This is a genomic window from Actinomadura miaoliensis (assembly GCF_039536785.1).
GTDB classification, from domain to species: Bacteria; Actinomycetota; Actinomycetes; order Streptosporangiales; family Streptosporangiaceae; genus Spirillospora; species Spirillospora miaoliensis.
The window spans coordinates 214,958-236,888 of record NZ_BAAAZG010000059.1; the positions used below are offsets into that span (position 1 = coordinate 214,958).

Genomic DNA, 21,931 nt, shown 5'->3' on the forward strand with positions numbered 1-21,931 from the left:
TCATTCTAGGAGGCTGAGGACGATCAGCACGGCCAGGCCGGTGACGACCGGGACGGCCGCCAGGGCGCCCAGGCATCCCGCGCCCAGGACGCGGGGCAGCGTCAGCACCTCGGCGTCGAGCGGGGGCGGCACCTCGCGCGGCTCGGGTTCCTCCCTGGGCACCGGGGGGTCGGCGGGCACGGACGGGTGTGCGGGGAGGTCGGCTGCGATCTGGAAGCCGCCCTCGGGGGTGGGGCCTGCGGTCAGTGCGCCCTGGAGCAGGGCGACCCGTTCCTCGAGGCCGACGAGTCCCTGCCGGGTGCCGGGCGAGCGCGGGCGCGTGCCCGGTACGGGGCCGTTGGTCACGCGGACGCGTACCCGGTCGCGTTCCATGGTCACCTCGACCCTGGTACGCGCGGCCGGGGCGTGCTTGTGGACGTTGGTCAGTCCTTCGCGTACGACGCGGTGCACGGCGTGGCGGGTCCGCGGATCGGCGCCGGTGAGGTCGGGGCCGGGCCACACCAGCTCCACGTCGACGCCCGCCTTCCGGGACTCGGCGACGAGGTCGGCGATGTCGGCTCGGGTCCCGCTGCGTTCGGCTTCGGGGGCTTCGTCCGTGGCGTCGCGGAGGACTCCCAGGATGCCGCGCAGCTCGCTCATCGCGGTGGACGCGGAAGTGCGCAGCAGCTCGGCCTGGGCGCTGAGCTCGGGCGCGGAACGGGCCACGGTGAGTTCGAGCGCGCCTGCGTGCATCGAGATCAGGCTGAGCCGGTGGCCGAGCATGTCGTGCATTTCGGCGGCGATGCGCGCGCGTTCCTTCATACGCGCTTTGTCAGCGGCCAGCCCCTGTGCCCGTTCCAGGTAGGCGTTGCGTTCACGTAGCAGGCGGACGCGCGGCCTGCGCTGACCCCGCAGGGCACCGGCGAGTGCCGGGAACACGAGGAGAACGGCGACGCTGATCGCGTTTCCGGCGAGGGCCGCTTCCAGTCCGTACGGCGCGTTCCGATCGACGGCGAGGGCGAGGAGCAGCCCGGCCGCCGCGGTCGCCGGTACGACCGTCCACAGACGCCGGGCAGGATGGACGCGCCGTGCCGTCGCGTACGAGACGATCGGCAGGACCGCCATGGCCCCGACGTTCCCGCTGGCGAGCACCGGCGCCGTGGCCGCGAGGGCCGCGACCGGCGAGCGTCTGCGGGCGGGGAGCAGCAGTGCGGCCCAGCACGCGCTCGCGGCGACGGCCGCCACCCGGGCCGGCGCCGGCGGCGACCACAGCAGTTGCAGGAATCCGGCGGCGAGCGCGACGAGGAAGAGCGCCAGTTCGGCGGCCACCACATGCGGCGCCGCCGAACGCACGGCCGTCCGCGCCTCGCGGACGGCGGCCGCCGCGCGAGTACGAGCCCATCCGGTCGGCGCAGGCAACTGCGGCCACCTCACCTTCGGCCGGTCGGTATCCCGGGTCTGGACGATCTACTCCGACATGATGGCCGATCGGCCATGAGGTCGGGCCGATCGGCGCATGCCCCGGTTCGATGCGCGTTCGTAGGCTGCCGAACGGTGATCGAAACCGCCGTCACCGAGCCCGCGACCGAAAGGATCGACATGCGGCCCGAACCGCACACCGCCACCGCCGACGCCTCTCGCGAGTTGAGGGAGACTCTGGTCGAGGCGTTCCGCCGGGCCATCCGGGACGGGCGGCCGGACGTGGGGACCGAGCACGTGCTCTTCGCGCTGCTCGACGGCGAGTCCGCGGCCAAGGATCTGCTGGCTCCCCGGGTCCGCGACAGCGGAGCGCTGATGGGAATCATCACGGCGAAGGGCGCCGAGCACTGGGTCGGCGAGGACCGTGCCGGCGACGGCGAGCCCCTCGGCGGCCACGCCGTCGCGGCCCTGCTGCGCGAGACGGCGTGGGCGGCGGCCGAGGACGAGGTGCCGCCACGGCCGACCGGAGCGCTCAGGGCCGCGCTCGCCCAGGCGCTCATGCGGGCCGGGGAGCTGGGTGTGTCGCGGGCGAACCCGTCCCACCTCCTCATGGGACTGCTGCACGATCGCGGCAACCGGGCGTGCGAGGCGCTGCTCGAACAGCGAGTGAACCGGGACGATCTCATCGCCAGGCTCGCGGTGCATCCGAGCGCGCGCCAGGACGGCACGCGGCACCCCGACGGCGTCGCCGGGTTGCGCAACATGGGCATGCTCAACGAGCGGGGCAGGTACTGGGGCCGCCTGGCCAGAGTCCTGTCCAGCGGCGGCTTCGGGTCGCCGGTCATTCCCACGGTGCGCCTGGAGGCCGAGCGCCAGGCCGTACGGCTGGGGCACCCCGAGGTGACTCCCGTTCATCTGCTGCTCGGCATGCTCGCCCTGGACGACCAGCTCACCAAGGCCGGACTGACGCTCCGCGCCGAGTGGACGCCAACCAACAAGGGCGCCGAGCTGCTGCGGGAGCGAGGGATCACGCTCGCCGCCGTGGTGGACGCGCTTGCGGAACCGTCCACGGCGGATCCGTTCCGCCCGACGATGCACGAGGAGATCGCACGGCTCCTGACCCGCGCACGCCTGCGCTGCCACGAGCGCGGGGATCCGTCCACCGGGACCACCCACCTGCTGGCCGTACTGGTCGCCGAGCCCGCGGAGCCATGCGGCCCGCTGCTGGCATCGCTCGGCGTGGACATCGCGGAGCTCCGCCAGGCTCTCGACCGCTGAGGTCGTGATCGCCGATCCAGGACGGCGCGTTCCACGACCTCACCGCCGCCGCTCGCCGGTATCCGCGGAGCCGGGCGGCACGGTATCCGCGGAGCCGGGCGGCACGGTATCCGCGGAGCCGGGCGGCATGGCCCAGTGTCGCGCGGCATGGGCAAGGAGGGGTGCTCGCAGAGGACGAACGGCGCCGGTTGGAACGCGAGATCGCCCATCTGCGTACGTACAGCGACGTCCACCGCAGGCATCTGCGCTCCCCCTGGAGACGCTCCCGCGCAACGTGGAGGAGTGGGAGAGTTCCGAGCGGCCCTCCCTCGGAGATTCGCCGCAGCCGCCCGCCTCAGACCTGCCCTGAAGGCGTCATACAGGATGCCTCCGGAACCGGCAGGGTGACCTTGGTCGGTCACACGCCGCTGAGGTCGCCATGGCGGCGCGGACCGGCCGTCACCGGGGAGAAGCGTACGGGCAGGGCAGTCAGGGCCCGGTGGAACGGGCCGGGCCGCCAGGTCGCCTCGCCGCCCGGGAACGCCGGCGTCAGGCCGGGCAGTCCGTCGAGGAGCTTCTCGATGGCGACCGTCGCGATGAGGAGCGCGGGCCGCTTGGCGGGGCACAGGTGTGGGCCGGCGCCCCAGGCGAGGTGGGCCCGGTTGCCGACCCGTGCTCCCGCCATGGTGCGCGGGTCGGCGTTGGCGGCGGAGAAACCGATCACCACCGGCTGGTGCGCGGGCAGGATCGTCCCGCGGAACTTCACGTCCTGCCGGGGATAGGTGAAGCCGAAGTTCGCAATCGGCGGGTCGCTCCACAGCAGTTCGTCCAGCGCGTCCTCGATGAGCAGGCTGCCGCCCCAGACGTCGTCCGCCATCTCCGCACTGGTCAGCAGCAGGTGAACGCCGTTGGCGATGAGGTTCTGCTCCGGTTCGGCCCCGGCGCCCATGAGGAGGAGCACCTGATGCAGCGCCTCCTCGTCGGACAGCTCGGCCGGATCGGCCAGGAGCTTGGAGGTCAGGTCCGGCCCTGGCCGGCGTCGTTTCAGCGCGATCAGCTCGGCGACGCCCTCGGTGAGCTCGGCGTTCGCCTTCTCCGCTGCCACGCCGTCGAAGATGCCCTGGTACCCGCGGGCCAGCCGCTCGTTGAGGGCGGGCGGGCAGCCGAGGAGCCGGTTGAACAGCAGCAGCGGCAGGGGGCGGGCGAAGTCGGCGAGCAGGTCGGCCTCGCCCGCGGCGCCGAATCCGGCGATGAGCTCCTCGGCGATGCCGCCCACGTGCTCGCGCAGCGCGGACGAGTCGATGTGGTCCAGCGCACGCGTGACCGCCCGCCGCAGCCGCGTGTGCACCGGATCGTCGGTGTACATGCAGTTCGGCCGGTACATCATCAGCGGCAGCACCGGGCAGTCCTGCGGGACGTCCCGCTGCCACCGGCGCGGGTCCTTGGGAAAGGTCACCGGATCGCGCAGTACCTCGAGCGCGGCCTCGTAACCGATGATGAGGGTCGCCGGAACGCCTGGGGCCAGTTCAACCGGCACGGCATCGCCGTACTCCCGCAGCCGCGTGTACGTCCGCGCGGGATCCGCGGCGAATGCCTCGTCGTACAGCCGCACACGCTCGGGGTGCGTCGGAGGGCCGGGCGGCGGGGCGTGTCCGGCTCCGCGGGGAGTGATGTCCATGGCTGTTCCTTAGGCGGTCGGATCGGAATGCTCAGCGGTGCCGGCCGCCCGCCTGGCGCGCAGGGCGCGAAGCAGGAGACCGGGCCGGATGAGGGTGTTCGGATGGGCTCGCATGTGTGTGACCTGGATGAAGCGGTGGTTGACCTCCGCGTCGGTCACGGAGGCCCGAAGGATCAGGTCGCTGATCCGGTGCGCGAGTCGGAAGCCGCGCGGATACGGGCCGGTGACGTGCGGCAGCGCGAGGTCGTTGGTCGTCGACGTTTGCCAGGCGGCGTCGACGACGAGCCGTACCAGGGCGAAGTAGTCGTGGGCCGGTTCCGAGAACGACGGCGACGACCGCAGGTAGGCCGACAGGCAGGAAGCGTGGAGCGTGGCCGAGGACATGCCCTGGCCGTACACGGGATTGAACGAGGCGACCGCGTCACCCACGGCGACGAGGCCGGCCGGCAGCCGCCGCACCGCGTGGAAGTCGCGCCGCCGGGAGTCGGCCTGCCGGTAGGTCACGACCGACCCGATCATCGGGCAGTTGTCGGCGACCCACGCGAAAACCGGCGGGAGCCGCTGGCAGCGCGCGCGGAACTCCTCCGGGTCCCGCGTCGGCCGGTCGTCGGCGAACCCGGACAGCAGGATGGACCAGCGGCCGTCCTCCACGGCGGTCAGCACGCTGACCCCCGGGCGGCGCTCCCTGCCCGGCTGAACGATCGCCTGGACGGTGGAGACGTCGAGCGGGGCGCCGTCGCGCCGGAAGCTCGCGGTGGCGTAGCCGAGGTCGATGCCCACCCGCCGCATCGGCGGCCGGGGCCAGCCGGCCTCTTCGAGCCAGTCGCCGAGCCGGCTCGACCGGCCCATCGCGTCGACCACGAGATCGGCGGGCAACTCGGCGATCCGGTCGGCCGCGTCGCCGTCGCCGGTGTACCGCACGCCGGTGACCCGGTCCGGGCCGAACGTCAGGCCGCACGCCCTGGCCCGGAGCAGCCGGACGTTGCCCAGGGCGAGCGTCCTGGTCCGTACCCGGCTCTCCAGGAACGGGCGGCTGGCGCTGACGATCCCGTCCGCGACCGGCACCTTGAGGACGCCGTCGACGTACATGCGGATGGCGTCGTCCTTCGACAGCACCGCACCGTCGGCGAGCAGGCTGTCGGAGAACCCGGAGAACCAGCGGTCGAGCTGGACCCGCCCGCCGTTCAGCAGGACGTGCACCTGCGTTCCCTGCGGTACCCCGGGCCTCGGCCCGCGCGCGTCGGGGTCGTCGCGTTCCAGGACGATCACCTCGGTGGCGTGGTCGCTGAGGACGCGGGCCGCGAGCAGACCGGCGATGCTGCCGCCGAGCACGACGGCACGCCGCAGCACGATCCTCGTGTCGGTCGGCGGCCGCACGGCGCTGAGTTCACGGAAACGACGGACCGGTCTCCCGCCCATGTACGTTCGTTCTCCAATGCGTCGGCTCGTCGTGATGGTGGTCGTCAGGCCCGGCCGGCCGCCGGGCCCGGTTTGCGGGCGACGCCGCCGAGCTGCCAGACGCGCTCGGCCACCCGGGGCGGCACCGCGATGTCCGGACGCCAGGACGACACCCAGGTCAGACCCGGTTCGGCGAACTCGAAGTCGCCGAAGAAGCCCGCGATGCGCTCGCGTTCGCGTGCCGTGGCCGAGGGCACGACGGACCGGTAGACGTCCATGACGCGCTCGACCCGCTCGGGGCGCGCCTCCGGGCACGCGTGTGAGAGGACGAGATGGCTGCCCGGCGGCAGTGCGTCGCGGACCGTCCGCATGATCTCCTCGGGGCGGTCGGCGTCGGACAGGAACTGCAGGACGGGAGTGAGCAGCACCGCGACCGGCTCGTCCAGATCGATGAGCCGGGTGAACACGGGGTGGTCCAGGAGTGCGCCGGGGTCACGCAGGTCGGCTTGGACGACCCCGATGCGATCGTTCTCAGCGAGCAGCGCCTGACCGTGGGCCACGACGATCGGATCGTTGTCCACGTAGAGCACCTGGGCGCTCGCGTCGTGGTCCTGGGCGATGTCGTGGGTGTTCTCGGCGGCCGGCAGGCCGGTCCCGATGTCGACGAACTGCCTGACACCGCACTCACGGGCCAGGTAGCGGACGGCCCTGCGGGAGAACCGGCGGTTCTCGACGACGACCTGCCGGAGCCGAGGGTCGGCGGCGAGCGCCTCCGCCGCTCGTTCGCGGTCGGCGCGGAAGTTGTCCTTGCCGCCCAGCAGGCAGTCGACGACGCGGGCGATGGACGGGGCCGCCCACGCCATCGTGGGCCCGGGATCGCGGATCGGCCCGGCGTCGTGCCGAAGCGGTGTCTCACTCATCCGCTGTGGAGGGTGGATCGGCGGGGCGCCACCGGGACCTGGTGCATCCGGATATGGTGCTGCCGCAGGGGATCCCGCATCCTCCGTCGTTGTACGGAGTCCGGTACGGAATTGGCCTCACGGGGGTTCGGCGAGCGACGAGACCGACTTCGCCACCGGGCGGCGCCGGACTCACTACGATCATGAGCCGTTCGGCGTACCCGCCCCCGCGGCGGGGAGGCGAGGACGGGCGGAGCGGGTGACGGAACGCATTGCGGACGGCTGGCGCGACGGCTACGTTCCGGCCGAGCTCAACGGCTTCATCGGCCGCCGGGAGCTGCTTTCCTCGGCGAAGGCGCGACTGGCCGACCCGGATGTACGGCTGCTGTCACTGACCGGCGCCGGCGGTACGGGCAAGACCCGGCTCGCGATGCGGCTGGCGAGCGAGGCCCGCCGCGCCTACCCCGATGGAGCCTGGTGGGTCGACCTCGCCTCCCACACCGACCCGACCACGGTCGGACGGGTCATCCTGGACGCGCTGCCCATCGACGACGTGTCGGCGCGGGAGACCGGCGAGATCCTGACCGCGGCGCTGAGCAGACGGGCGGCCCTGCTCGTGCTCGACAACTGCGAGCACCTCATCCGGACACTGGCGCCCCTGGTGGTCCGTCTCCTGCGCGACTGCCCCGCACTGCGGATCATCGCGACCAGCAGGGTGCCGCTGCGCTGTGCGGGTGAACACCTGATCGACGTGCCGCCGCTGAGCGTCCCGGCCGTCCCCGACCGGGCCGTCGCGACCGAGTACGAGGCCGTACGGCTGTTCGCGGCGCGGGCCTGCGCCGCGCGCGCGGACTTCGCGCTCACGCCCCGGAACGCGGCCGACGTCGCGCGCCTGGTCGCGATGCTGGACGGCATCCCGCTCGCCATCGAACTCGCGGCGCCGCTCGTCCGCGTGATGTCGGTCGCGGAGATCGTGTCGATGCTGTCGGACTTCCGGCTGCGGACGCTCACGGCGGACGTGAACGCCCCGGCCCGCCACCGGACCCTCTGGGACAGCTTCGAGTGGAGCTACCAGCTGTGCTCGCCGGCCGAGCGGCTGCTGTGGCCCCGGCTGGCGGTGTTCGCGGGCGGCTTCACGATGGACGCGGCGGCGGCCGTCGCCGCAGGCGGCGAGCTCGACGCCGGCCAGGTGCCGATGCTCATCGGCGAGCTGGCCGCCAAGAGCATCGTCGTCCCCGACACCGATGCCATTCCGACGCGGTACACCATGCTCGCGACCGTGCGGGAGTACGGGCTGGCCCGCCTCGGCTCGCGCACCGGGGACCCGCCGAAGCCGAAGCACCGTCGGCCCACGCCGCCGCCCGGCGAGGAGACTGCCGCGTACCGCCGGCTCAGCGCATACCTCCTCGACCGCGCCGAATGGTGCAGCCGCAACTGGTACGGACCGGACGAGACCCGGTACCTGTGGGAGGCGCGCCAGGACCTGCCGAACCAGCGGGCCGTCCTGGAACGGTGCGCCACCGCGACGACGCTGGAGGAGGCGGAGGTCGGCGCCCGGCTCGCCTCCGCGCTGACCGCTCTGCGGCTGTGGTTCTTCGGCGGGACGCTGGGCGAGGGCATGCGGACCCTGCTGCGAGCCGAAAAAGCCCTGGCCGACAACTCGGCGGCCGCACCGCTCCGGTTGACGGTGCTCGCCCAGGCGGGCTGGATTGCGCTGTGCCTGGGCGACGAGATCAACGCCGAGACCCTGCTGCGCCGCTGCGACGCCCTGGCACCGGCGGTCTCCGGAAGCGGCGAGGCGGCGTTCGCACTGGCCGTTCACCGTTTCTTCATCGCCGCGACGGCCCTGTTCGTCCACGGCGACCCCGAGGCGCTCGCGCGGTGGGCCGCCGTCCGCGACGAACTGGCCGCGATGAACGACACGCGTGTGCTGCCGATGGCCGACATGTTCCACGCCATCGCCGCCGCGTTCACCGCGCCCGCGCGGGACGCCTTCGCCGTCACCGGTCGGCACCTCGCCGACGCCCGCGCCCACGACGCGACCTGGGCGGCCGCCTGGGCCCAGTGGGCCCGCGCCGTGGCCGAGCTCCGCCACGGTGACCCGGCGTCCGCCGTCGCGATGTTCCGGGCCGCGCTGCGCGCCCAGTGGGACATCGGCGAACGGTGGGGTTCGGTCTGGTGCGTGGAGTCGCTCGCGTGGTGCGCGGTGGCCCGCGGTCATCACGAAGAGGCGGCTCTGCTTCTGGGCGCCGCGCGGAACATGCAGCGGACCCTCGGTGTGGCCATCCACCGGCTGCGTCCCTGGGCGCAGGCCCACACCGCCTGCGTCGAACAGGCCCGGGCGGCCCTCGGCGAGGCGTACGACATGACCGAGAGTTACGGCGCGCAGATGCAACTCGACACCGCGATCGACCTGGCGCTGGGCCAGCCGTCCACCCCCCGGGCCGACGCTCCGCCCCGGCCGCGGACGGCGAACCGGCTGCTCACCGACAAACAGCACGCCGTAGCCGAGTTGATCGCCCAAGGCAAGACGGACAAGCAGATCGCCTCGCTCCTTTTCCTCAGCCCCCGTACCGTCCAGTCCCACGTGAGCGCCGCCCTCCGCAAGCTGGGCTTCACCAGCCGCGCCGAGATCGCCGCATGGGTGGCCGAGCAACAGAGCGGCCCCGCCCCACGCTCCTGACAGCCGGTGCCGATCCGGGCCCCGAAGCGCTGAACAACGGCGTCATGCCGCCCGCGCAGGCGGCCGCGACCTACCGGGCGCTGGCGAATGCCGTCGCACCGTGGGATCACTGCGTGCGATGCCGGGCCTTCACGGTGTTCAGGGCGGCCATGAAACGCGTGAGGAGCGGGTCGGTGTCCCCGGCTCGCCAGACCAGGTGCAAGGTGGTGGCGGTACCCGCGAGCCGTCGAGGTGTCACCCCCTCCCGGTGCAGCACTCGATAGGAGTCGGCCATCACGGCCGCGCCGAAGCCGGCGGCGACCAGCGCGAGGATGGTCTGAACGGTCCGGCCCCGTGCGCCGATGCGCGGCACGATCCCGGCGTGGTGGCACAACGCGATGATCTCGTCGTGCGCATGGGGCGCGGATTCGCGTGGCCACAGCACCAGGGGGATCTCACCGAGTACGGACACCGGCGCCGGCTCACGGGTCCTGGCGAGGGGGTGCACGGACGGCAGGAAGAGGGTCAACGGCTCGCGCGCCCAGACCCGTGTGGCGAGACGGGCGTCGCGGACCGGCAGCCGCTGCACCGCCACGTCGAGGTTTCCGTCCAGGATGCCGGCCGACATCTCGGCGTCATCGAACAATTCCACCAGGGACAGGTCGACGTCGGGGAGTTCCGCCCGCAGCCGCCCGAGGGCGTCTCCCAGCGCGCCGTTGATGCCCGATCCGGCGAACCCCACCGTCAAGCGACCGGTCTTGCCCTCGGCGGCCAGCCGTACGTCGTTCGGGGCGGCTTCGGCATCGGCCAGCATGCGCACGGCCCGGCGGAGCAGCGCCTCCCCGGCGGCGGTCGGAACGAGCCGGCGGCCGCCGCGGGCGAACAGTTCGGCACCCAGGCGTCGTTCCAGCTCACGGAGCTGCCGGCTCAGGTTCGGCTGAGTCAGCCGTAGCCGGCGGGCGGCTCCGCTGATGGATCCCTCTTCGGCGATCGCGACCACATAACCCAGCAACCGTAGATCCATCCATACCTCCAGGGCATGGCTGCCATATCGACCGATGCCTCAGAGTAGGCATGTCGGGATCCCTCGGTAAAGAATGAAGCCGTCCCGCTTCACCGGAAAATGCCGGAGCCGTCGTGAAACACCTTGGGGTTCTCGCTCACAGCACGGGAGGGGCCGCGCTCTGCTTCCTCACTTTCTGTGAGGAGGGATTCCACCGGACCGGCCGCAACGAGCATCCCGACGTCACCCTGGACTACATCGCCTTCGGGTACAGCATGCCCGCTTGGGACGCGGGAGATCACGCGACCGTCCGGGCCACCCTGGCCACCAGCGCGCAGCGGCTCGCCCGGGCCGGCGCCGACTTCTTCGTATGCCCGGACAACACCGCCCACATGGCCCTGGAGGTGCCGGGACCGGACCTGGCGCTGCCAGGCCTGCACATCGCCGAGGTCGTCGCGGACCAGGCCGCGGCCGAGGGGCGCACCCGTGTCGGCGTGCTGGGCACCAGGTACACGATGGACGGCCCGCTGTATCCGCGTGCGTTCGCCGCCCGTGGGATCGCCGCGGAACTGCCCGACGCCGACGACCGCGCCCTCGTCAACGAGGTCATCTTCAAGGAGCTGGTGAACGGCGTGATCAGCGACGCGTCGCGCCAGGAGTACCTCCGCGTCATCGACCGGCTGGCCGACCGGGGCTGTGACGCGGTCGCCCTCGTCTGCACCGAGATCCCGTTGCTGATCACGCCCGATGTCTCCTCTCTGCCGACGTTGGACTCGACCCGTCTGCTGGCCCGTGCGGCCTATGACGTCGCCGTCGGCAAGCGGGCGATGCCCGACTGGCGCGGCGGCCCTCGATGAGCCAGGGACGCCGCGGAACGGAGCGCACGAGGTCACATCCCGAACAGCGCCTCGGGGAACTGGGGCTGACGTTGCCGGAGGTCGTCCCCCCTGTCGCGACGTACGTGCCCGCCGTACGCAGCGGTGACCACGTCCACGTATCGGGCCAGGTGCCGCTGCGGGAGGGGCGGCTGATCGCGGTCGGCCGGCTCGGTGACACGGTCAGCGTGGAACTCGGGTACGAGTGCGCGCGCCAGTGCGCGCTGAACGCACTGGCGGCGCTGAAGGCGGAGATCGGTGACCTGGCGGCGGTGGCCCGCGTGGTCAAAGCCCTGGTGTTCGTCGCGTCGACGGCCGGCTTCACCCGGCACCCGCGGGTCGGCGACGGGGCATCGGACCTGCTCTGCGAACTTTTCGGCGACGTCGGACGGCATGCCCGCTCGGCGGTCGGCGTGTCGACGCTGCCGCTGGGCTCGCCCGTCGAACTGGAACTCCTGGTCGAGCTTCACCGACCGGCACGCGGCTGAGCCCGCGAATCCCCTGAAGCCCCCGGCCGCCGGCCTGCGGGGAAGGCAACACCTTTCGTCACGAGGAGGGCGCGCATGCCCGCGAAAGTCCCGGCGGCGATCGTCGGTTCGGGCAACATCGGAACGGATCTGCTCTACAAGCTCCGCCGGTCCGAGCTCGTCGACCCGCGTTTCATGATCGGCATCGATCCCGGCAGCGAGGGCCTGCGGCGCGCGAAGGACCTCGGCGTCAAGGTGTCCGCGGAGGGCGTCGACTGGCTGCTCGGCCGACCGGACCGACCCCCGCTGGTCTTCGAGGCGACCTCGGCGAAGGTGCACGCCGCGGCCGCGCCGCGCTACGCGGCCGCGGGAATCACCGCGATCGACCTGACACCCGCGTCGGTCGGCCCCTGGGTGGTGCCCGCCGTCAACCTCGACGACCATTTGGAGGCGCCGAACCTCAACATGGTCAGCTGCGCGGGACAGGCCACCATCCCCCTGCTGCACGCGATCAACCAGGTCGCCGACGTCTCGTACGGCGAGATCGTCGCGACCATCGCGAGCGCCAGTGCCGGTCCGGGGACCCGGTGGAATCTCAGCGAGTTCAGTGAGAAGACCGCACAGGCCCTGATCGCGGTCGCCGGAGTGGACGAGTCCAAGGCGTTCTCCTTGATCAATCCGGCCGAGCCGCCCATGGTCATGCGGGACACCGTGTACGCACGGGTTCGCCGGAGCGACGCCGGCCGGATCGAGCGCGCCGTGCGGGACATGGTCGCGAAGGTCCGCCGCTACGTGCCGGGTTACCGGCTGCGACTCGTGGAGGTCGACGGCGACCTGGTCACCGTCATGGTGCAGGTGGAGGGCGCCGGCGACTTCCTGCCCACGTATGCGGGCAATCTCGACATCATCACCGCCGCCGCGGTCGCCGTCGCCGAACGGATCGCGGAGAAGACCCTGCGAGCCGCCCGATGATCACTCTCGTGGACACGAGCCTGCGCGACGGCATGAGCAGCGTCTCGCACAGGTTCACGCCGGACCAGGTCGGCGCGGTCGCCAGAGGCCTCGACAGGGCGGGTGTCCGGGTGATCGAGGTCGCCCACGGCATCGGCATCGGCGCCTCCTCGGTCCAGTACGGGTTCGCCGCCGCGACGGACGTCGAGTACGTACGGGCCGCCGTCGCCGCGGTGGACAGGGCGGACATCGCCGTGTTGTACGTGCCGGGGATCTCGACGCTTGCGGCCCTGGACGCCGCCCGCGACGCGGGGGCGGCCACGGTGCGGGTCGCCACGCACTGCACCGAGGCCGACTGCGCCGAGCAGCCGATCCGCCACGCCCGCGACCACGGCATGCGTGTCATGAGCTTCCTGATGATGAGCCACAAGCTCGAACCCGCGGCCCTCGCCGAGCAGGCCGCCAAACTGGACTCCTATGGCGCGCAGGTGATCTACGTGGTCGATTCCGCCGGGGCGCTCGTGCCCGGCTCCGCCGGAGCCCGCGTCGCCGCCCTGCGCGACGCGGTCCACGCCGACATCGGGTTTCACGCCCACAACAACCTGGGAGTGGGCATCGGCAACGCGCTCGCCGCGGTCGAGAACGGCGCGACCTACATCGACGGGTCTCTCCGAGGTCTGGGGGCCAGCGCGGGAAACGCCCAGACGGAGGTTCTCGCGGCGGCGCTGGAACGAGCCGGTCACCACCCGGGAGTCGACGTCTTCGCGCTGATCGAGGTCGCCGAACGCGTCATCGCACCGTTGATGACCGAACCCCAGATCATCGACGAGACCGCGCTCCTGCTCGGCTACGCCGGTCTCTACTCCACCTTCTTCCACCCGGCGAAGCGCGCCGCGGACAAGTACGGCGTGCCCGTGCGCGAACTCCTCCTGGAACTGGGCCGGCGCGAGGTCATCGGCGGCCAGGAGGACATGATCATCGACGTCGCGGCGGAGCTCTCCAGCCGGTACGGAGCGCGTCAGTGAGGACTTCCGAGATCCGTGAGGCGGCCGCCGCGTTGCTCGACGCCCACCGGTCGGGCACGCCGATCCCTCCCCTGAGCGCGACCTACCCCGGCGCGACGATCGCCGACGCCTACCGGATCCAGCAGGAGCAGGCGCGTTGCTGGACCGAGGACGGAGACCGGGTCCGCGGCCACAAGATCGGCCTGGTCTCGGCCGCGATCCAGCGGCAGATGGGCGTCCACGAGCCGGACTACGGCCATCTGACCGCGAGCATGCTCCGCCCGGAGCACCGGCCGATCCCCGCCCGCGCGTTCATCCAGCCCCGGATCGAGCCGGAGATCGCCTTCGTCCTCGACGCCCCTCTCCGGGGACCCGGCGTGACGGCCGACGACGCCGTCAGGGCGGTGGGATACCTGCTGCCGGCGCTCGAGATCGTCGACTCCCGGATCCGGGACTGGGAGATCTCGATCGTCGACACGATCGCCGACAACGCGTCGTCCGGGGCGGCGATCCTCGGTAGCACGCCGATCGATCCGGCCGAGGTCGACCTGCCGTCCGCGAACTGCGCTCTGCTCAGGAACGGCACGGTCATCGAAACCGGCACGGGAGCGGCGGTCCTCGGCACGCCGTTCAACGCTTTGGCCTGGCTGGCGAACGCCATCGGCGCGATGGGGGTGTCGCTGGAACCGGGCCAGGTCGTGCTGTCCGGCTCCCTCACCAGGGCCATCCCGATCGCGCCGGGCGACAGCATCACGGCGGAATTCCCCGGGATCGGGAGGGTGACGGCGATGCTGGCCGAGGATGCCCCGTCCTGACAGAGAGGAACCGCCAGCGGATGCACCCGGGTTGGGCTGCGGCCGCAGCCCAACCACCCGGCACCCTGCAACCGCTCTCCCGGCCTCGCAGGCCGTGCCATCGCGGGCATCCATATCCGCGGCCGGTCAGCCAGGCGGCACGGTAAACGGGATCGTGTCGGTCACGGTGATGAGAGTTGGTCCCACGTTGGGAATCGGCGATCTCAGGGGTCGCCGTGTTGCAGCTATACCGCGTTCGTCTGCAGTGCGCCTCGCAGGACGAGCGCGACCGTGTCGTCCAGCCCCTGCTCGACCAGCTCCGGGGGGAGGGCGCCGCTCACGACCAGGGCGGCGAAGCCGTGCAGCGCGGCCATGACGGGCAGGGCGATGCTCTCCACCGGGCCGTCGCGCACTTCTCCCCTGCGCTGACCGTCCACGATCAGCTCCGCGGCGAGCGTCGCCAGCCTGTTTGTGGCCGCGATCAGCGCCTCGGACGCGGCGGGGTCGTGCTTGACCGAGTACATCAGGTCGAGCAGGGCGGCGTTGCCGATGGCGAAGCCCACATAGGCGCGCAGGACGGCGCTCAGCCGGTCGGCGAACGAGTCCTCCGCCTCCTCCAGCGCCGCGGTCATCGCCGCCCCGAGCCGCTCGAACCCCGCCAGCGCCAGCGCGTCCAGCAGCGCCTGCTTGTCCTTGAAGTGGCGGCTCGGCGCGGCGTGGCTGACGCCTAGATCACGGGCCAGCTCCCGCAGCGACAGCGCCCCCGGCCCCTTGTCCCGCAGCGTCTGCTCGGCGCGGGTCAGCAGCGCTGCGCGCAGGTCTCCGTGGTGGTAGCGGCGGGTCGTCATGGCCACCAGCCTAGCCCCGTCGTGGTCACCGCCAACATTGTTGACATTGACAGCATTGTTGGCGTTGTCTACATTTCCTTTCATGGCGAAGAACAAGACCTCACGCTGGACCGCCGCCGACCTTCCCGACCTGACCGGCCGTACCGCCGTGGTCACCGGAGCCAACAGCGGGCTCGGCGCCGCCACCGTCGAAGCCTTGGCCCGCGCGGGCGCGCACGTCGTGCTCGCCGTGCGGGACACCGGCCGTGGCGAGGCCGCCGCCGCGGCCGTCAAGGGCGCGCGCGGCACCCTGGAGGTGCGCCGCCTGGACCTGGCCGACCTCGCGTCGGTCCGCGAGTTCGCCGCCTCCTGGCAGGGCGACCTCGATCTGCTGATCAACAACGCCGGTGTCATGAACATCCCGGAGTCGCGCACCAAGGACGGCTTCGAGATGCAGTTCGGCACCAACCACCTCGGCCACTTCGCGCTGACCAACCTGCTGCTGCCGCACGTCACCGACCGCGTCGTGACCGTCTCCTCCGGCGCGCACAGGTGGCCCGGCACCCGCATCCACTTCGAGAACCTGAACCTGACGGGCGAATACTCCCCGACCCGCGCCTACAGCTAGTCCAAACTGGCCAACCTGCTGTTCACCCTGGAACTGCAGCGCCGCCTGACCGCGGCCGGTTCCCCGGTCCGCGCCCTGGCCGCCCATCCCGGCTACGCCGCCACCAACCTGCAGGGCGGCGACGCCAGCTTCCTGCGCCGCGCGTCCATGCTGTTCGGCAACCGGATCGTCGCGCAGGACAGCAAGGCGGGCGCGCTGCCCACGCTGTACGCCGCCGTCCAGGACCTGCCCGGCGCGTCCTACGTCGGCCCGGACGGCCTGGCAGAAATGCGCGGCGCCCCCACGCTCGTCGGCCGATCCACAGCGGCCAGCGACCCCCAAACCGCCCGCCGCCTATGGACCGCCTCAGAAGAACTCACCGGCGTCCCCTTCCCCGCCCACCTGCGCACAGCCACCCCCGCCTGACCCCGCATACGGTCGGCCGACGTACCTACGCCTTAGTGTCTTTCCAGGGTCGAGCCGGAGTTCGGTTGACCCGTGCCAATGTCCGACCGGCCGAACCGCCGCCTGTCCTGCGAATGCCTGGGCGAACCGGGGCAGACCAGGGAGGCCAGGACATGCCGCAGACGTGTGCCGGTCGTGCCTCCCCCGGATGCGGGTGGTGGGGCCGGTCCGCTCTGGCGGGGGTCAGGGCAGCAGGAAGTAGGGCGGTGTGTTCCCTGCGCAAAGGGGCGTTGGCGACCTAGAATCTGGCGCTGTCCCGGGCGCCCTTCCCCGGATTCTGCGAGGTGGGCACACTCACCCACACGCCCGGCGGCCGGTAGGTATTCGTCGGCAGTTGGGACCCGGGGTCAGATGGGCTAATAGCCAGGTGGCGGAGCGGCACTGGTGACGGCGCGCGGACGCCCCAGTGGGGGCGCGGCGGGCTCTCGCGGGATCCCTCGGCCACGGCGACTCGTAGACCCACTCCACGTCCTCCGAAACAGGCCCGCGATCTCCTCCGCCGGCACCCGACCCGGCGTTCGTTGACCTGCTGACCGGCCTACGACTCCGTCGGCTTGCGGGCAAGGAGACGACCGTGCTGGAACCTCTCGTTCTCAGCCGGCTCGCGACGCGACCGGCCGATCTCCGTGAGCCCGGCCTTGTACGCCAGGTCCGCGACGTGGTCGATGGAGAGCCGGTAGGCGAGGGAGACCTTGTGGTCGAACGGCTCGGCCGGGTGTGGCGAGTCGTCGCCGGTCGCGAAGAAGCCGACGAGCAGATGACCGCCCGGCGCCAGCACCCGCGCGAATTCCGCGAAGATCACCGGCAGGTCCTCCGGAGGCGTGTGGATGATGGAGTACCAGGCGAGAACGCCGCCCAGCGCGCCGTCCGCGATGTCCAGCGCGAGCATCGAACCCTCGTCGAACCGCAGGTCCGGGTACTCCTGGCGGGCCAGCTCGATCATCGCCGGCGACGCGTCGATGCCGAAGGCGGTCAACCCGAGGGAGGCAAGGCGCGCCGTAACGCCGCCGGGGCCGCATCCGAGGTCGGCCACCGGCCCGGCGCCCGCGGCTCGTACGAACTCGGCGAATGCGCTGACCAGGGCGCGGTCCAGCGGATGGCCTTCGACCGAGTCGCGGAACATCTCGGCGTAGAGGGTGGCGACGGCGTCGTAGGCCGCCCGGGTGGTGTCCAGGGAGGAAGACTCGATCACGCTTGACGACCCTAGTCCGCTGCCCTGCTGTGTTGGACCGTGTCGTGTTCCGGCCGGGGTGCCTGGCGGAAACATGGCTCCGTGAGCGCCAGTTCCGACTGGGGGTCATGCCGAAAATGCCGACGCTGAGGCTGGCAGCAGACTCTCCCGGGCCGCAGCTCAACGATCACAGTTCTGATGCCGGCCGCCCCCGAGCACGGCCGCCCGGCACAGCGGCAGCGCTCAGGTACGGGCGGGGCAGGACAGGGGCGCCATGAGTGAACTCGGGTGAACTGGATCGCGCGTACGGGGGTGGCGTCCATGATTTCCGCAGCTCAGCACACTGCCCCTGAAGGCAGTGGGAAGGATCAGGTCACGCGGCCTGCGCGTGCGCGGTCGCCAGCAGCCCGAGCACGTCGCCGAGTCGCCGGCGCGCGTCTGGGTCGGTGATCAGCCCGTCGTCGCCGATCATGCCGCGGTCCACCGGGATCTTCACGCAGCCCGCCTCCACGATGCGGGCGCCGGTGTAGCCGAGGACCGCCCGCAGCGTGGCCTCCGCACCCTGGCCGCGGCCCGGGGCGGCCGCGTTGACCCAGGCCACCGGCTTGTCGCAGATCTCGGTGCCGCCGACCGTCCAGTCCAGCAGGTTCTTGAATGAGCCCGGCAGGGTGCCCGCGTACTCCGGGGTGCAGATCAGGATCGCGGCGGCCTGGTCGATCGTCGCCCGGAGACGGACCACGGGGGCCGGTGGCGGGTCGGTGTCGTCATCGGGGTTGAAGTGCGGAAGCTCCGCCAAGCCGTCGTACAGGACGGCGCGCACCCCCTCGGGCGCGACGGCCTGCGCCGTGCGCAGCACCGATTCGTTGGTGGAGCCGGACCTCAGGCTCCCCGACAGCAGCAGGATCACCGACGATGTGGACATCCGCTCAACCTACGCCGGGCCCCGGCCGTGCAACTTGTCATGGCCCCGCAGAGATCGCCCGGTGGCTTGCCTTCGGCGTTCTTGGGCACGCCGCCGTCCTCCCAGGACTTGTAGCGGCGTTCGATGAACCCTGGCCACAGGTCGAAACCCTCGCCGACCCAGGTGGGTTGACTGTTGGTGTTTCCGGTCCGGCCGTCCACGCTTTGCACCGAGTAGCCCAGCCCGATCGACGGAGACAGGTCCCCAGGCACCGGGACGGCGCGCATCGGGTACTTCCAGGTGAAGTCCCGGTGTTGCCTGAGGCGTCCCAGGTCACCGAGGGTTCCAACCGGGGGCGGTGCAGTCCCCTTGCGAACCGGCCGGACCGGGTGCCGCCGCGCCCGTGTCGACGTTGACGGTCAGCGTCACGTGTTCCCGGTCGGCCGGGCTGCTGGCGTTGGTGGCGTGGTCCGTGCCTGCGCCGGCCGGTGCGGTGGCGGCGGAGGCGCGGCGGGTGGTGTGGGGCGGGAGGCGACATGAATCCGGGGTGGATTCTGTTGGAGTGCCGGATCCACCGCCTCGTGCCCGGGCTGACGGTTGGTCGGGGGGCTGGGAAGTAGGCTTGGGCGGTGTTCTCGGCCCAAGGTCCCTCTCTGCGTGAACTGGCGATGCAGGCGCTGTCCTCGGTCGAGCGCGGCTACGACCTGCTCGCTCCGAAGTTCGACCACACGCCTTTCCGCACGCCGGATGGCATTCTCGACGCGACCGCCGACGCGCTGGGTTCGCTGGGGCCCTTCGGCGAGGGACTGGACGTGTGCTGCGGCACCGGTGCGGGCATGCGGGTCCTCAGACCCCTGTGCCAAGGACGGATCACGGGCGTTGACTTCAGCGCCGGCATGCTCGCGCAGGCGCGCAAAGCGCATCCAGACGCCGAGTGGGTACGGGCCGACGTCCGGGACCTGCCCTTCGACGAGGCCTTCGACCTCGCGGTCAGTTTCGGGGCGCTCGGACACTTCTTGCCCGCCGAACGGCCCGCGCTCTTCTCCGGGGTGTACCGCGCGCTACGGCCCGGCGGGCTCTTCGCTTTCCCGATCGGTGCACCGCAGCCCATCACCTCGGGCTGGTACTGGGCGCTGCTCGGGTTCGACCTGGCCATGCGGGCCCGCAATGCCGTGTGGCGTCCCCCGTTCGTCATGTACTACCGCACGTGCCCGCTGCATGCGGTCCGCGACGATCTGACGGCAGCCGGATTCACCGTGACGACAGTCCCCCTGACGCTTCTGGGCCGACGCGAGGACGGCAGCCCGCGCTACCGGCTTGTTCTCGCGCGCAGACCCGGCACCTCTGACTGATCCGCAGCCGCTCAACCCCACGCGGGTCGAATACGACGGGTGGACGGCGTAAGGGGTCGTTATCAACGGCTGCCGGCGTCAGTGGCCTCAACGAATCGGTCGAGTGTTTCGGGGGCGGAGGTTTTCACGTGCCTGGGCAGGTCCGACCAGGCCGTGGTGGGGTAGGGCGGCCTGTGCCCTGACCACGGGGCAGTGGTGAGGCCGACCGGCAGCGGAGTGGATGGGAGCCGCACAGGCCGTTTCGGTGCAGGCGCGGGCTGAGTCGCGCGGGTCGGATTCAGCGCGCGGGTGACCAGGTGCAGGACGGTCAAAGGCGGGGCAGGCGGCGGAGTTCCGCATGGCCGGCGGCGGCCGAGGTTCGTCAAGGCGCCGGACGGGCGGGCGGCACCGGCGGGTGATCAGCGCGGACTGGCGTCGGGCTGGGGTGGGACGGGTTGCTCGGCCAGGCGGCGTAGCAGGTCGACGAGGTGCCGGCGTTCGGCGTCGGTGAGCCGGCCGAAGATGTGCTCGCCCGCCTGCTCGGCGATCCGCCGTGCCTTCGTCAGGGTCTGCTCGCCGCGGCGCGTCAGCACGATCGAGTACGCGCGCCGGTCCTGCGGCGCCCGCTCGCGGGAGACCAGTCCCCCGTCCTCCAACTCGTCGATGAGCCGGACCATCGTGGACTTGTCGATGCCGATATGGCTGATCAGGTCCCGCTGGCTGACCGGGCCGTACATCGGCAGCGCGAGCAGCACGGCGAATCCGCGGACGTTGATGCCCAGCGGACGCAGCGCCTCGTTCAGGCGCTCCCGGCTCTGGTTGTGGGCCTCGGCCAGCAGCATGCCGAGCCCCACGTGATCGGCGGCCGGGCCGCCCTCCCCGGACAGGAGGCGTTCCAGCAGGTCGTCCAGCATGGGCCCAGTCTAGTAGCTCCTGATATAGTCTCAGATGAGATTATCTCATATGCGCTACCTCCTCGCGATCGACAAGGAGACCCTCATGCCCGAGCTGACCCGCCGGGGGACACTCAAGCTGACCGCCGCGACCGGCATGGCGGCGGCGGCCGTCGCCGCGCCCGTGCCGCTGCCGGTGCGCGGCGCCGCCGCGAGCCCGCACCGGCCCTCGTACGGACGGATCGACACTCACCACCACGCCGCGCCACGCAGGATGCGGCTGTGGGCGATCGAGCAGGGCATCATCCCGCCCACCGGCGGTCCCTCCTGGGCCCAGTGGACCCTGCCGAGCACCATGGAGACCATGGAGGCCAACGGCATCGCCGTAGGGGTGGCCTCCGCACCCGTGCCGGCCGAGGTGTTCGCGGACCGCAAGGTCGCCGAGTCGGGCGTGCGCGTGTGCAACGAGTCCCTGGCCGAGCTGGTACGCGACCATCCCACCCGGTTCGGCTTCTTCGCCAACGTGGCCATGCTCCACCCGGACCTGGCGCTCAGGCAGATCGCGTACGCGCTGGACGAGCTGGGCGCCGACGGGGTGCTGCTCAACACCTCGGCCGCCGGGCGCTACCTCGGCGACCGGGCGTTCGACCCGCTGCTGGCCGAGCTCGACCGCCGCGGCGCCGTCGTGTTCACCCATCCCTTCTCGCCGAAGGGGATCGTCGAGGTGCCCGGGGTGGGAGACTGGCTCGGCGACTTCCTGCTCGACACCACCCGCACCGCGCTCAGCCTGATCGCCGCCGGGGTCCTGGACCGTTATCGGCGGCTGTCGATCATCTTGTCGCACGCGGGCGGGTTCCTGCCGTACATGGCCGGCCGCGCGGAGCGCTGGGGCAGGGAGGACGACGGGCCCGACCCGGCGAAGTTCCGGCGGGCGCTGCGACGCTTCTACTACGACACGGCGCTGCCGATGTCCCCGTACGCCACCCCGACGCTGCTCGGCGCGGTCGGCGCCGACCGCGTGCTGTTCGGCACCGACTGGCCCGCCAACTCCGCCCGTGAGGTGGCCCGCAACACCGCGGACTTCGACCGCGACCCCGGTGTGGACCGCCGCGCGCACCAGGCCATCGCCCGGGACAACGCGCTGCGCCTGCTCCCCCGCCTTGCGGGAGGACGTCGGTGATCGGGACCCTGCCCGACGAGCTCGTCCGCGACCAGGTCATGGTCGCGTCCGATGTGGTCAAGACCTACGGTGCCGGTGACGGCGCGGTGACCGCGCTGCGCGGCGTGTCCGCGGCGTTCACCCGGGGCCAGTTCACCGCGATCATGGGACCGTCCGGGTCGGGGAAGTCG

18 protein-coding genes and 2 pseudogenes are annotated in these 21,931 nt (G+C 71.8%); 11 read left to right on the plus strand and 9 right to left on the minus strand.

Annotated elements, in window-relative coordinates; genetic code table 11:
- Entirely contained in the window at positions 1-1,398 is a 1,398-nt protein-coding gene (locus ABD811_RS37765; protein ID WP_344957396.1) for a sensor histidine kinase, read from the minus strand.
- Positions 1,399-1,533: 135 nt separating this feature from the next.
- Here ABD811_RS37765 and ABD811_RS37770 point away from each other — a divergent pair, with 135 nt between their 5' ends.
- Positions 1,534-2,676 (plus strand): Clp protease N-terminal domain-containing protein, encoded by a 1,143-nt coding sequence (locus ABD811_RS37770; protein WP_344957398.1) that lies wholly within the window; start codon positions 1,534-1,536, stop codon positions 2,674-2,676.
- Between the two features lie 397 nt (positions 2,677-3,073).
- Here ABD811_RS37770 and ABD811_RS37775 read toward each other — a convergent pair whose 3' ends face one another.
- The 3 genes from ABD811_RS37775 to ABD811_RS37785 form a co-directional block, all read right to left on the minus strand.
- Positions 3,074-4,333, minus strand: a complete 1,260-nt coding sequence (locus ABD811_RS37775; RefSeq protein WP_344957400.1) for a cytochrome P450 family protein — start codon at positions 4,331-4,333, stop codon at positions 3,074-3,076.
- Positions 4,334-4,342: 9 nt separating this feature from the next.
- Complete coding sequence (locus ABD811_RS37780) at positions 4,343-5,710, minus strand: FAD-dependent oxidoreductase (protein ID WP_344957402.1); 1,368 nt, start codon at positions 5,708-5,710, stop codon at positions 4,343-4,345.
- A gap of 86 nt (positions 5,711-5,796) precedes the next feature.
- The gene (locus tag ABD811_RS37785) at positions 5,797-6,651 is read right to left on the minus strand and encodes an SAM-dependent methyltransferase (protein WP_344957404.1); all 855 of its coding nucleotides are present in this window, start codon (positions 6,649-6,651) and stop codon (positions 5,797-5,799) included.
- A gap of 238 nt (positions 6,652-6,889) precedes the next feature.
- On the opposite strand from ABD811_RS37785, the gene ABD811_RS37790 reads away from it, so the two are divergent.
- A complete protein-coding gene (locus tag ABD811_RS37790; protein ID WP_344957406.1) occupies positions 6,890-9,313 on the plus strand; it encodes an ATP-binding protein in 2,424 nt (807 codons plus the stop codon).
- Between the two features lie 106 nt (positions 9,314-9,419).
- Here ABD811_RS37790 and ABD811_RS37795 read toward each other — a convergent pair whose 3' ends face one another.
- Positions 9,420-10,316, minus strand: coding sequence for a LysR family transcriptional regulator (locus ABD811_RS37795; protein WP_344957408.1), 897 nt, complete (start codon positions 10,314-10,316; stop codon positions 9,420-9,422).
- A gap of 113 nt (positions 10,317-10,429) precedes the next feature.
- On the opposite strand from ABD811_RS37795, the gene ABD811_RS37800 reads away from it, so the two are divergent.
- From ABD811_RS37800 to ABD811_RS37820, 5 genes are all read left to right on the plus strand, one after another.
- The gene (locus tag ABD811_RS37800) at positions 10,430-11,152 is read left to right on the plus strand and encodes an aspartate/glutamate racemase family protein (RefSeq protein ID WP_344957410.1); all 723 of its coding nucleotides are present in this window, start codon (positions 10,430-10,432) and stop codon (positions 11,150-11,152) included.
- Positions 11,149-11,658 (plus strand): RidA family protein, encoded by a 510-nt coding sequence (locus ABD811_RS37805; RefSeq protein ID WP_344957412.1) that lies wholly within the window; start codon positions 11,149-11,151, stop codon positions 11,656-11,658. Before ABD811_RS37800 ends, ABD811_RS37805 begins: the two co-directional genes overlap by 4 nt.
- Positions 11,659-11,733: 75 nt before the next feature.
- Positions 11,734-12,609, plus strand: coding sequence for an acetaldehyde dehydrogenase (acetylating) (locus ABD811_RS37810; RefSeq protein ID WP_344957414.1), 876 nt, complete (start codon positions 11,734-11,736; stop codon positions 12,607-12,609).
- Between the two features lie 8 nt (positions 12,610-12,617).
- Entirely contained in the window at positions 12,618-13,613 is a 996-nt protein-coding gene (gene dmpG / locus ABD811_RS37815; RefSeq protein ID WP_344957416.1) for a 4-hydroxy-2-oxovalerate aldolase, read from the plus strand.
- Entirely contained in the window at positions 13,610-14,407 is a 798-nt protein-coding gene (locus tag ABD811_RS37820; protein WP_344957418.1) for a 2-keto-4-pentenoate hydratase, read from the plus strand. Before dmpG ends, ABD811_RS37820 begins: the two co-directional genes overlap by 4 nt.
- Positions 14,408-14,631: 224 nt before the next feature.
- Here ABD811_RS37820 and ABD811_RS37825 read toward each other — a convergent pair whose 3' ends face one another.
- A complete protein-coding gene (locus ABD811_RS37825; protein WP_344957420.1) occupies positions 14,632-15,234 on the minus strand; it encodes a TetR/AcrR family transcriptional regulator in 603 nt (200 codons plus the stop codon).
- An 82-nt stretch (positions 15,235-15,316) separates the two neighbouring features.
- Between ABD811_RS37825 and ABD811_RS37830 the strand changes: the two are divergent.
- Positions 15,317-16,246 (plus strand): annotated as a pseudogene (locus tag ABD811_RS37830) (oxidoreductase).
- A gap of 577 nt (positions 16,247-16,823) precedes the next feature.
- Here the strand turns inward: ABD811_RS37830 and ABD811_RS37835 are convergent.
- A complete protein-coding gene (locus ABD811_RS37835; protein ID WP_344957422.1) occupies positions 16,824-17,477 on the minus strand; it encodes a class I SAM-dependent methyltransferase in 654 nt (217 codons plus the stop codon).
- Between the two features lie 352 nt (positions 17,478-17,829).
- Positions 17,830-18,378: an NADPH-dependent FMN reductase gene (locus tag ABD811_RS37840; protein WP_344957424.1), complete on the minus strand. Its 549-nt coding sequence runs from the start codon at positions 18,376-18,378 to the stop codon at positions 17,830-17,832.
- A gap of 608 nt (positions 18,379-18,986) precedes the next feature.
- Here ABD811_RS37840 and ABD811_RS37845 point away from each other — a divergent pair.
- Complete coding sequence (locus tag ABD811_RS37845) at positions 18,987-19,709, plus strand: class I SAM-dependent methyltransferase (RefSeq protein WP_344957426.1); 723 nt, start codon at positions 18,987-18,989, stop codon at positions 19,707-19,709.
- A 398-nt stretch (positions 19,710-20,107) separates the two neighbouring features.
- Here ABD811_RS37845 and ABD811_RS37850 read toward each other — a convergent pair whose 3' ends face one another.
- Positions 20,108-20,602, minus strand: coding sequence for a MarR family winged helix-turn-helix transcriptional regulator (locus ABD811_RS37850; RefSeq protein ID WP_344957429.1), 495 nt, complete (start codon positions 20,600-20,602; stop codon positions 20,108-20,110).
- 49 nt (positions 20,603-20,651) lie between these two features.
- Here ABD811_RS37850 and ABD811_RS37855 point away from each other — a divergent pair, with 49 nt between their 5' ends.
- Together ABD811_RS37855 and ABD811_RS37860 are read left to right on the plus strand one after the other, a co-directional pair.
- On the plus strand, positions 20,652-21,761 hold the full coding sequence (locus ABD811_RS37855; RefSeq protein WP_344957431.1) for an amidohydrolase family protein: 1,110 nt from the start codon (positions 20,652-20,654) through the stop codon (positions 21,759-21,761).
- Between the two features lie 38 nt (positions 21,762-21,799).
- Positions 21,800-21,931: pseudogene (locus ABD811_RS37860) on the plus strand (ABC transporter ATP-binding protein); the annotation flags it as partial.